Below are 10,373 nucleotides of genomic sequence, written 5' to 3'. Positions count from 1 at the left end.
GCTCGCCGCGGCGCGGACCACGGAGGCGCGGCGCGCAGCCGGCGCCCAGACCGAGCTCGCGCTGCGCCTGGCGTGGTGGCTCGGCGCCGGCGCCGCGGCCGGACTGGTGCTGCTCGCAGCGCCGCTCAATACGATGCTGTATATGGACAATCGGGAGCCGGTCGCATTCGCCGTGCTGGGTGCGAGCGCGGCCGCCGCAGCGCTCGTCGCAGTCACGACAGCGCTGCTCCAGGGCCTGGGCGCTGTACGGCTGCCGGTCCTGCTCTTGCTGGGCGCGGCGCTGCTCAAGGCCGGACTGAATGCGGCGCTGGTGCCGGAGCTGGGTCCATCCGGCGCGGCTGTCGCGGCGCTGGTCGCTTATGGGGCGGCTGCCATTGCGGCTACTGCCGCGGTATGCCGTGCGGCGCGCATTCGTCTGGCCTCGCGGCGCTACGTGGCCGCGCCGGTCAGCGGACTCGCGGCGATGAGCGCCGTCCTGCTGCTCGGCCTGTACGCGCTCGGCCCATGGGCGGCGTCGAGCCCGTCGCCGCGAGCGCCCCATACGGTGCTGGCACTGGGCGGGACCGTGCTCGGCGGCGCCGTCTATGCCGCTGTCTTGCTGCGCGCGGGCGGCATCGGCGCGCACGAGCTGGAGGCGCTGCCCGGCGGCAAGCCATTGAGGCGCTGGCTGGAGCGGGGACGCTTGCTGCCCGGGACCGAGACAAGGCGTATCGAATCTTAACCTGCGCCATTCTGAAGGAGGAACATCCACATGCAACCTACCCTTACCATCGTCGGGCTCGGCTCGGGGGACGAGGCGCAGTTGACGGTCGGTGTATGGCGCCGGCTCCAAGCCGCCGCCCATCGCTACGTGCGAACGGCCGACCATCCGATGATGCGGCTGTTCGACGACAATGACTGGCGCTATCGCGCCTTTGACGACCTGTACGAGCAGGCCGCATCCTTCCCCGATGTATACGAGGCCATCGCTTCGCGTCTGCTGGAGCTCTCCCTGGAAGCTGCCGCGGGCAGCGCGGCGCAGGAGCCGGCCGGCGTGCTCTACGCCGTCCCGGGCCATCCGATGGTGGCCGAGCGCACTGTGCAGCTGCTGCGCGAGCGCTGCCCCGCGCACGGCGTGCAGTTGGAGATTCTCGGCGGCGAGAGCTTCCTGGACCAGGCGTTCCTGCGGCTGGGCTTCGATCCGATCGAAGGCTTCCAACTGCTCGATGCCGCGGAAATGCAAGTCTCGGACGTGCGCCCGCAGCTGCACACGCTGGTCGGTCAAGTGTACGACCGCTTCACCGCCTCGGACGTCAAGCTGGCGCTGCTGGAGCGGTATCCGGAGACGCATGAGGTGGTGGTCGGTCATGCGCTCGGGGTCGCGGGCGCCGAGCGCATCGAGCGACTGCCGCTGGTGGAGCTGGACCGGACCGACGGCTATGGCAATCTGTCGCTGGTCTGGGTGCCGCGCTCGGAGGACGAGCGCCTGCTGAGCCGCAGCTTTGACCGGCTGCACGAGATTGTCCGGATTCTTCGCAGCCCGGAGGGCTGCCCCTGGGACCGCGAGCAGACGCATCTGACAATTCGCAAAAACTTCATCGAGGAAACCTATGAGGCGCTCGAGGCGTTGGATAATGACGACCCCGAAGGCATGAAGGAGGAATTCGGCGATGTGCTGCTGCAGATCATGCTTCACAGCCAGATGGAGGAGGAACTCGGTACGTTCACAGCCTACGACGTGCTGGCGACGCTGAATGAGAAGCTGATCTTCCGGCATCCGCATGTGTTCGGAGACGCCCGGGCGGGCGACGCGGGCCAGGCGCTGCAGAGCTGGGAGCGGATGAAGGCCGAGGAGAAAAAGCGCAAGGGGCAGGATCCGGACGCCGGCTCCGCGCTGGACGGCATTCCGCCCGATCTGCCTGCGCTGATGAAGGCCTACAAGCTGCAAAAAAAGGCGGCCAAGGTCGGCTTCGATTGGGACGAGCTGGAGCCGGTGCTGGCCAAGGTCGAAGAGGAGATCGCCGAGCTTCGCGCGGCGTGCGCGGACGGCTCGCCCGAGGAACAGGCCGGCGAGCTTGGTGACTTGTTGTTTGCCGCGGTCAATGCGGCTCGGTTCATCCAGGCTGATCCGGAGGAGGCGCTCGCCCGGACCAATCGCAAGTTCAGGCAGCGTTTTGCGTATATCGAGGAGCAGCTTCGTATATCCGGCAAAACTTTTGACCAGACTGACTTACTAGAGATGGACACGTGGTGGGAGGAAGCGAAGCGCCGATAAAATCGGCGCGTCCCGGCGCAAAAAAAATGTGCGCTGCGGCAGGATTTTCGCGGCGTTGGACAGAATACTATCTCTCGAAAGCTATCATCCATTCTGAATGCCAAGGCCTGCGGCCGCTGTCCAAGCTTGAATTTGAATGCAAATTTAGGAGGCTGGTTAACATGAATAAAACGGATCTGATTCACAACATTTCGGAAAAAAGCGGATTGTCCAAGCGTGATGTGGAAGCCGTATTGAACGGATTCCTCGGAGAAGTTACCGATGCGCTGCAAAGCGGCGACAAGGTGCAATTGGTCGGGTTCGGCACATTTGAAACGCGCAAGCGCAACGGCCGCACGGGACGCAATCCGCAAAACGGGCAAACGATTGAAATTCCCGAAGCGACGATTCCGGCGTTCAAGGCGGGCAACAAGCTGAAGGAAGCCGTAAAGTAAGCGATGCGTCTGGATAAATTCCTGAAGGTATCGCGCCTGATCAAGCGGCGCACGGTCGCCAAAGACGTATCCGAGCAAGGACGCGTGTGGGTGAACGGACGCGAAGCGAAGCCCAGTAGCTCAGTGAAGCCGGGGGACGAGCTGAAGATTCAGTTCGGCCAACGGGCCGTCACCGTCCGGATCGAGCGGCTGGCGGAATCGACCCGCAAGGACGAAGCCGGCGAACTGTACACGGTGCTGAGCGAAGAATCGACCCCGCGCGATGCTGAAGGATGGTAGCCTAAAAAACGCCCGCATGCCGACTTGAACCGGCCTGCGGGCGGTTTTTTTTGACGGTAATTCGGTGGGTGGAAATAAGCGTAAAATGCGAGGCTATTGGGCAAAAGTTGCTCGGTGTGCGGGAATAAGCGTGAAATATGAGGTTGCAGGTGGGGAATCGGCTCGGTGGGTGGAAATAAGCGTAAAATGCGAGGCTACTGGGCGGAAATTGTTCGGTGGACGGAAATAAGCGTGAAATATGAGGTTGCAGGTGGGGAATCGGCTCGGTGGAGGGAATAAGCGCAAAATGCGAGGCTACTGGGCAAAAGTTGCTCGGTGTGCGGAAATAAGCGTGAAATATGAGGTTGCAGGTATATGGACGATGGAAGGCGCGAGGCGTTTCGCCTTGAAAGCTAAGAGGTATGGGCTAAACGCCCATACTAGGTCTTAGCTTTCGCGGAACGAAACGCACTGCGCTGCTTATAGCAGGCGCATGGCGTTTCGCCTTGATGATCTAGAAGTGTAAGCTAACCGCTCACAACGGGCTCTAGCTCATCGCGGAACGAAACGCATACGGCCAGCCTATGGCGTCCGTAGCGTTTCGCCTTGAAAGCTAAGAGGTATGGGCTAAACGCCCACACTAGGTCTTAGCTTTCGCGGAACGAAACGCACTGCGCTGCTTATAGCAGGCGCATGGCGTTTCGCCTTGGTTCTAAATCTTGTCCCCCAGCCATAGATTAGTGGTGGGAAGGGGGGCCAAGCTATGATGGAGCAAAGCAAGCAAGCCAAACGCCAGGAAGTGAAGATGCTGAATCGCAAGGTGCTTGAGGTGTCCGGGGTCAGCAACGTGGAGAGCTTTGACAGCGAAGAATTTTTGCTGGAGACCGACTGCGGCTTTTTGACGATCAAGGGGCAGAACCTGCACATTAAGCATCTTAATCTGGAGCAAGGGCTGGTGGCGATCGAGGGGCTCGTCCACTCGCTCATGTATTTGGACGGACAAGCGCCGGACAAATCGAAGGGGCTGTTTGGGAAGTTGTTCAAATGACGCTGACCGTACAGTTCGGGACGCTGGCGGCCATGGTGCTCTCGGGCCTTGGCCTGGGCGCCGCCTTCGATGGGTACCGCGTCGTCTCGGGCAAAATAAAAATTGGAAAACTATGGTTTCCAGTGCTGGATTTGTTGTATTGGCTTGCGGCAACGCTCGTTGTATTCCGAATTTTGTCGGCTAGCAACGAAGGAGAGCTCCGGGCCTACGTCTTTCTGGGACTGCTTATAGGTATTGCGTTCTATTTTTGGCTGCTCAGTTCAATCGTCATATCATTTATGGTATGGTTGATAAACACAATACAACGAACAGTGGCGTTTATTGCGCGCTGCTTGCATCTGCTCGTGGTGCGGCCGCTCGCGTTTTTGCTCCGGCTGTTGCGGATGGCGCTGGGTCTGCTATGGGCGGGCGTGCTGGTGCTGTTGCGCCCGCTGGGCAAGTTGCTCTGGTGGCTTGCCGGTCCGCCGCTGCGCGCGGTGTGGCGGGGCATCGAGCCGCTTGTCGCAAAGTTGCATATCGCCGAGCGTTTCAATCGGTGCCGGATCTGGTTAAAGAAGATCGGGGCTATTTTTTTTAAAAGATAAGAAGGTATAAGCTGATCGCTCATCCCGGTCTTATCTTTCTCGGAACGAAACGACTCGGCCATAAAATGACGGCCTCGCCGTTTCGCCTTGAGAACTGAAGGCACAGCATCACCGCCAGTGAATAGGCTGATCAGGGAGGATTGACAACGATGCAGAGGACGTCGGCAAGCGCAAAACCGTACTCCGGTACGAGGCGGAGGTTAAAAGTTTGGTTTGTGCTCGTGGCATTGTTTATGGGATGGGCGCTTCTGACGATTGTCGATCTGATCGAGCAGCAAGGACGTACCGAGCAGCGTGTGGTGGCCGCAGAGCAAGAATTGGACGGTTACGAAGCCGACCGGCGCGAGCTGCAAAAGAAGATTGAGCTGCTGAACGACCCCGAATATATACAGGAAGTGGCGCGCAAGGAATACGGCATGATCATTCCCGGCGAGCAGCCGATTCAGGTTACACGGCCCGAGGAATAACAAATAGGTGAACGTCTTGTTGACCTTGCTTCTGCGCTTCGGGTATAATTATCATATATTGCTTCGGCATCGTCCCGATTACGAAGCAGTTTTGCTTCGCAAACCATTTAGGGAGGAACAGTTTAGTCTATGGCAATTGAAGTGGGAGCCAAGTTAGAGGGCAAAGTGACAGGCATTACGCATTTCGGGGCATTCGTCGATTTGTCGGGAGGTGTCACAGGGCTCGTTCACATTTCGGAAATTGCCGATAACTACGTCAAGGACGTGAAAGATCATCTTAAGATTGACGATATCGTCAAGGTGAAAGTGATCAACGTGGACAAAGACGGAAAGATCGGACTTTCCATTAAACAGGCGATTGACCGGCCGGAAGGCCAGCAGCCGCCAGGGCGTCCGGGAGGCGATCGTTTCCCTCGCGGAGGTCAAGACCGTGGAGGTCGACCGCCGTTCAAGCCCGGTGGAGGCAAGCCGCCTTACGGGAAGTCTTCGTTTGGCAAGCCGTCCTTCGGCAAGCCGTCCTTCGAGGATAAGATGTCCCGCTTCCTGAAGGATAGCGAGGAGCGCATCTCGTCTCTGAAGAAAAACACGGAAGGCAAACGCGGAGGCCGCGGCGCTAAACGGATCTGACGAAATGACGATAACCAAGCAGAACCTGATGAAGGTTCTGCTTTTTTGTTGTGCAGGAAGCGGAGCGGGACAACGTTTCGCCAACATTGGACGGCGGGGAATTCGGGGACGGTAGCGGTTTTTGTAGACAAGCAAGCGCTGGTCCAGCGGCAATCGGCACTTCGCAGACCCGGACAGGCCCGCTCTGGCGCGGCTGCGGCGGGATGCGCCGCGGCGTTTGGTTTTTGTCGGAAAAAAATTTTGACGCACAGGCGCCTTCTGACAAACTTTATGAAGTCAAGCTCCTATAATAGGGGGCACGACTCAAAAATCGGAATGGTGGTGCGTAGGGATGGACAAGCAAAACCTGGTGATGTTTCCCGCTGCAAAACGGACAGGCTCCGTCGCGGCGGCGGTCAAGAGAGGGCTGGACTGGGCGGTAGCCCGGCGCGGCGTGCAGATGGTGCTGGCCAAGCGCTGGACGCTGCTGCTGATGGCGGTCGGCCTGCTGCTGGGACGGGCCGTCATTCTGGAATCGCTGACGCCGTTCGCGCTTGCTTATTTTGCCGTCGTGTACTTCATGCGCAAGGATTCGTACCGAATGGTGGCGCTCTCGCTTGTGGCGGGCAGCTGGATGGCGATGACCCCCGCCCCGCTGTGGATCGCGCTGCAGCTGGCCGTCTTTTTCCTGCTGGTCAAAGGCCTGGAGGCGTACGAGCGGGCGGAGATCAACTATGCGCCGCTGCTCGTTTTTCTGACGACGCTGGTTGTGCGGCTATTCGGGGCGGTCATTGCGGACACGCTCGGCTGGTACGAGCTGATGATGGTCGGCGTCGAGGCGGGGCTCGGTCTGGTGCTCACGCTCGTCTTCGTCCAAGCGGTGCCGGTACTGACGATGACGCGGCGCAGCGCGGCGCTGAAGAACGAAGAAGTGATCTGTCTGATGATCATGCTCGCTTCGATCATGACCGGGGCGGTCGGCTGGGCCGTGTCGGGGCTGTCCGTGGAGCATGTGATGTCGCGGTATCTGCTGCTGCTGTTCGCGCTCGTCGGCGGCGCCCCGCTGGGCGCTTCGGTGGGGGTGGTGGCCGGACTCATCCTGAGTCTGGCCGATCTGGGTGCGATCGTACAGATGAGTCTGCTCGCTTTCGCCGGCTTGCTCGCCGGTCTGCTGCGCGAGGGCGGTCGCGCCGCGGTCGCATTCGGGATGCTGCTGGGCACCTCGATCCTGGCGATCTATCTCAATTCCCAGGCGGATGTGATGACCTCGACATGGGAATCGGTTGCAGCGGCCGCACTATTCTTGCTCACGCCGCGCAGTGTCATCCGGACGATCGCGCGCTATGTGCCGGGCACCACCGAGCATACCAAGTCGCAGCACGATTATGCCAAGCGGGTGCGGGATGTCACCGCCCAGCGGGTCGCGCAGTTCTCCGAGGTGTTCCGCCAGCTCTCGCGCAGCTTCGGCCAGCCGGCGCAGGCGGTCGAGCCGCCCGGCGAGGAGGAGGCGGTCGAGCAGTACATGGATGCGGCGCTGAAGAGCAGCTGCAGCCAGTGCCACCGCAAGCAGCTGTGCTGGGATACGCGCTATTATCAGACCTACAATATGATGACGGAAATGATGCAAGCCACCCAGGAGGGGCGCCGACCCTCGGGCAAGGATTTGCCGCGCACCTGGACGAAGCAGTGCGCCAAGCCGCAGCAGGTGCTCGCAGTGATGCAGCAGCATGATCAGCTATACGCGCATGACCAGCACTACCGCAAGCAGATTCGCGATTCGCGGATGCTGGTGGCGGAGCAGCTCTCCGGCGTGTCTCAGGTCATGGAGGACCTGGCCAAAGAAATTCAGCGCGAGGGCCAGGAGCTCTACCTGCAGGAGGAGCAGATCCGCGAAGCGCTCGAAGGGCTCGGTCTGAGCATACACAGCGTCGATATCGTGTCGCTGGAGGAGGGCAACGTGGAAATCGAGATCGCGCACACGTTTGGCAAAGGGTACGACGAATGCCGCAAAATCGTCGCGCCGCTGCTCAGCGATATCCTCGGCGAGCACATCGCCGTCGTCTCGGAGCGCTATCCCCAGCAGGCCGGCGGGCCGACGAGCGTACTGTTCAGCTCGGCGAAGGCCTACGAGATCGAGACGGGCATCGCCGGGGCGGCCAAGGGCGGCGACCTGCTCTCGGGCGACAGCTTCAGCACGCTGGAGCTGGGCAACGGCAAATTCGCGGTGGCGCTCAGCGACGGCATGGGCAACGGCGAGCGGGCGCGGCTGGAGAGCAGCTCGGCGCTGTCGATCCTGCAGCAGCTCTTGCAGTCGGGCATGGATGAAAAAATCGCCATCAAGTCCGTTAATTCCGTCCTGCTGCTGCGCAGCTCCGATGAAATCTATGCGACCGTAGACGTGGCTCTGATCGATATGTACACCGCGCGCACTACCTTCATGAAGATCGGCTCGACGCCGACCTTCATTCGTCGCGGCGCGGAGGTGCTCGTCGTCTCCGCCAATAATCTGCCGGTCGGCATCCTGCAGGAGATCGAGGTGGATCTCGTGCGCGTGCAACTGCAGCCCGGCGATACCTTGATCATGATGACAGACGGCATCTATGACGCGCCGGGGCACGCGGTGAACAAGGAGCTGTGGATGAAGCGCGTCATTCAGGAGATTCAAGAGGACGACCCGCAGACGATCGCCGATCAATTGCTGGAGATGGTGGTCCGCCATCACGAAGGGGAGATTCGCGACGACATGACCGTCGCCGTCGCGCGGGTGGACAAGCATCAGCCGGAGTGGGCCACCTTCCGCTGGCCCGGTGCGACGCGGATCGAGCGGCCGCGTACGGTGAGCTGACCTTTGTGACGCTCTGTGACGGAGCGCTGCTAGATTGCGAGACCTCGAGCGTCGCTTTACCGGCGGCCTCGAGGTTTTATTGCTTTCTCGGAACGTCACTCGTGTCGCCGTCAGAGGAAGGCCAGCCGTTTCGCCTAGCGCGGCGCGCGTTTAGCCCTCCCCGTTCCCGGGAATAATGCTAGAATAGGCTCGCCGCAGAGGCGAGCGTCAGGGAGGCGAACGATGTGAAGCAAATCTTGCTCATTACCGACGGCTGCTCCAATGTGGGCGTCAGTCCGGTGGTCGCGGCCGCGCACGCGCAATCGGAGGGCGTCGCCGTCAATGTCGTCGGGGTGCTGGACGAGGGCGATATCGGCGAGTACGGCGCCGCCGAAATTCGTGAAATTGCCGCGGCGGGCGGCGGGCTGAGCCGGCTGGTGAACACGCGCGAGCTCTCGCGCACGGTGCAGATGATGACGCGCAAGACCGTCATGCACACCATTCAAAGCGCCGTACACAACGAGCTGCGCCATGTGCTCGGCGAAGGCTCGATCGAAGCGCTGCCGCCGGAGAAGCGCAGCGACGTCGTACGGGTCATGGACGAGCTCGGGGAGAAGGCGGAGCTGCGGGTCGCGCTATTGATCGACGCCAGTGCGAGCATGAAGCCCAAGCTGCAGGCGGTCGAAGAGGCCATCAAGGATCTGATGCTGAGCCTCCAGGCGCGGCAAGGAAAAAGCCGAATATGCGTCTTCCATTTCCCCGGCTCGCGTCACGGCGAGGATTGCCGCCGGCTGCTGGACTGGACGGATAAGATGTCCGAGATTCCGTCGCTGTTTGCCAAGCTGCATATGCAGGGCACGACGCCTACGGGGCCGGCGCTGATGCAAGTGATTGATTTTTACCGAGAAGACGATTATGGTAGAGAGACAAGAGAAGAACGGATGGGATGATGGCCGTGGCAGACCAGTTGGAGCTGCAGCTGCAGCACGGGACGATCATAGCGGGCAAGTGGAAGGGCGGGCGCTATCGCATTGAGCGCTTGCTGGGCGAGGGTGCCAACGGCAAGGTGTATCTGGTGGAGAGCCGCGGTCGCCGCTACGCCCTCAAGGTCGGGGCAGACGCGGTCGATCTGCAATCGGAGATCAACGGGCTGCAGGCGCTGGCGCGGCAGGGGACTCCGCGCGAGGAGCCCTTCCTCGTAGAGGTCGACGACTTTCGCGACGGGAGAGGCCATGAATATCCATTCTATGTGATGCGCTATGTGCGCGGCAAGCCGCTCGCGGATTATATCGCCAAGGAGGGCCCCGAGTGGGTGCCTCTGATCGGCTATCATCTGCTGATGCGGCTGGCTGCGCTGCACGAGGCCGGATGGGTGTTCGGCGATCTCAAGCCCGACAATGTGCTCGTGGCGGAATACGGCCGCGCGCAACTGGTCGACTATGGCGGCGTGACGGCGATCGGCAGCGGCGTGCGCCAATTCACCGAGGTGTTCGACCGCGGGTACTGGTCGGCGGGCTCGCGGACGGCGGATCCGCAGTACGATCTGTTTTCCTTCGCGGTGCTGTTCATTCAACTGGTCGAGGGCAAGCGGCTGGACGAGCTGACGCGGACGCTGCTGCCGCACAGCCGCGTGCCCGCGGAGCTGCTGCGCTTGGCCGAGGACCATCCGGTGCTGGCGCCGGCGAGGGGCTGGCTGCGACGTGCGCTGCAGGGCGAATTCGGCTCGGCGCGCGAGGCTGCGGCCAGCTGGCAGCGCGAGCTGCACCGCGCGCGCGTCGCGAGACCGGCGGGCAGCGGGCCGCGCTGGCTCGGCGGGTTGTTCGTCGCGTCGGCTTTGCTGCTGGCGACGACGATCTTCTGGCTCGTGCGCTGATTCGTTCGAAAAAAAGGAGGCCTCG

General features: G+C 61.3%; 10 protein-coding genes and 1 pseudogene. All 11 read left to right on the top strand.

Translation table 11 applies throughout. The features are described 5' to 3' along the window. A pseudogene (locus tag IDH44_RS24850) lies at positions 1 to 721 on the top strand (polysaccharide biosynthesis C-terminal domain-containing protein); the annotation flags it as partial. Between the two features lie 30 nt (positions 722 to 751). Further along, positions 752 to 2,254, top strand: coding sequence for a bifunctional methyltransferase/pyrophosphohydrolase YabN (locus IDH44_RS24845; protein ID WP_190921521.1), 1,503 nt, complete (start codon positions 752 to 754; stop codon positions 2,252 to 2,254). Between the two features lie 161 nt (positions 2,255 to 2,415). Next, positions 2,416 to 2,688 carry an HU family DNA-binding protein gene (locus IDH44_RS24840; RefSeq protein WP_190921520.1) on the top strand — a complete coding sequence of 91 codons (273 nt, stop codon included), beginning with the start codon at positions 2,416 to 2,418 and terminating at the stop codon, positions 2,686 to 2,688. Between the two features lie 3 nt (positions 2,689 to 2,691). Next, positions 2,692 to 2,967, top strand: a complete 276-nt coding sequence (locus tag IDH44_RS24835) for an RNA-binding S4 domain-containing protein (protein ID WP_190921519.1) — start codon at positions 2,692 to 2,694, stop codon at positions 2,965 to 2,967. Positions 2,968 to 3,709: 742 nt separating this feature from the next. After that, positions 3,710 to 3,994 (top strand): sporulation protein YabP, encoded by a 285-nt coding sequence (gene yabP, locus IDH44_RS24830; RefSeq protein ID WP_190921518.1) that lies wholly within the window; start codon positions 3,710 to 3,712, stop codon positions 3,992 to 3,994. Beyond that, the gene (yabQ, locus tag IDH44_RS24825; protein WP_190921517.1) at positions 3,991 to 4,578 is read left to right on the top strand and encodes a spore cortex biosynthesis protein YabQ; all 588 of its coding nucleotides are present in this window, start codon (positions 3,991 to 3,993) and stop codon (positions 4,576 to 4,578) included. The genes yabP and yabQ overlap by 4 nt, the downstream gene beginning before the upstream one ends. 233 nt (positions 4,579 to 4,811) lie before the next feature. Further along, positions 4,812 to 5,045 carry an FtsB family cell division protein gene (locus tag IDH44_RS24820; protein ID WP_263364430.1) on the top strand — a complete coding sequence of 78 codons (234 nt, stop codon included), beginning with the start codon at positions 4,812 to 4,814 and terminating at the stop codon, positions 5,043 to 5,045. Positions 5,046 to 5,174: 129 nt separating this feature from the next. Beyond that, positions 5,175 to 5,672 carry a S1 domain-containing RNA-binding protein gene (locus IDH44_RS24815; protein ID WP_190921515.1) on the top strand — a complete coding sequence of 166 codons (498 nt, stop codon included), beginning with the start codon at positions 5,175 to 5,177 and terminating at the stop codon, positions 5,670 to 5,672. Positions 5,673 to 6,003: 331 nt separating this feature from the next. Then, positions 6,004 to 8,496 carry a stage II sporulation protein E gene (gene spoIIE / locus IDH44_RS24810; RefSeq protein ID WP_190921514.1) on the top strand — a complete coding sequence of 831 codons (2,493 nt, stop codon included), beginning with the start codon at positions 6,004 to 6,006 and terminating at the stop codon, positions 8,494 to 8,496. Positions 8,497 to 8,720: 224 nt separating this feature from the next. Continuing rightward, positions 8,721 to 9,425 (top strand): vWA domain-containing protein, encoded by a 705-nt coding sequence (locus IDH44_RS24805; protein WP_190921513.1) that lies wholly within the window; start codon positions 8,721 to 8,723, stop codon positions 9,423 to 9,425. Beyond that, positions 9,422 to 10,348 (top strand): serine/threonine protein kinase, encoded by a 927-nt coding sequence (locus IDH44_RS24800; RefSeq protein ID WP_223870012.1) that lies wholly within the window; start codon positions 9,422 to 9,424, stop codon positions 10,346 to 10,348. The genes IDH44_RS24805 and IDH44_RS24800 overlap by 4 nt, the downstream gene beginning before the upstream one ends. The last annotated feature ends 25 nt before the right edge of the window (positions 10,349 to 10,373 follow it).

It is taken from the genome of Paenibacillus sabuli, assembly GCF_014705605.1.
Classification (GTDB): domain Bacteria; phylum Bacillota; class Bacilli; order Paenibacillales; family Paenibacillaceae; genus Paenibacillus_D; species Paenibacillus_D sabuli.
Note: the sequence above shows the minus strand (reverse complement) of the source record. Positions and strands in the feature narration are given on the sequence as shown.

Excerpts from the sequence above, each read along its gene's own strand:
- IDH44_RS24845 (WP_190921521.1), top strand. The coding sequence starts at position 752 with ATGCAACCTACCCTTACCATCGTCGGGCTCGGCTCGGGGGACGAGGCG.
- IDH44_RS24840 (WP_190921520.1), top strand. The coding sequence starts at position 2,416 with ATGAATAAAACGGATCTGATTCACAACATTTCGGAAAAAAGCGGATTG.
- IDH44_RS24835 (WP_190921519.1), top strand. The coding sequence starts at position 2,692 with ATGCGTCTGGATAAATTCCTGAAGGTATCGCGCCTGATCAAGCGGCGC.
- yabP (WP_190921518.1), top strand. The coding sequence starts at position 3,710 with ATGATGGAGCAAAGCAAGCAAGCCAAACGCCAGGAAGTGAAGATGCTG.
- yabQ (WP_190921517.1), top strand. The coding sequence starts at position 3,991 with ATGACGCTGACCGTACAGTTCGGGACGCTGGCGGCCATGGTGCTCTCG.
- IDH44_RS24820 (WP_263364430.1), top strand. The coding sequence starts at position 4,812 with ATGGGATGGGCGCTTCTGACGATTGTCGATCTGATCGAGCAGCAAGGA.
- IDH44_RS24815 (WP_190921515.1), top strand. The coding sequence starts at position 5,175 with ATGGCAATTGAAGTGGGAGCCAAGTTAGAGGGCAAAGTGACAGGCATT.
- spoIIE (WP_190921514.1), top strand. The coding sequence starts at position 6,004 with ATGGACAAGCAAAACCTGGTGATGTTTCCCGCTGCAAAACGGACAGGC.
- IDH44_RS24800 (WP_223870012.1), top strand. The coding sequence starts at position 9,422 with ATGATGGCCGTGGCAGACCAGTTGGAGCTGCAGCTGCAGCACGGGACG.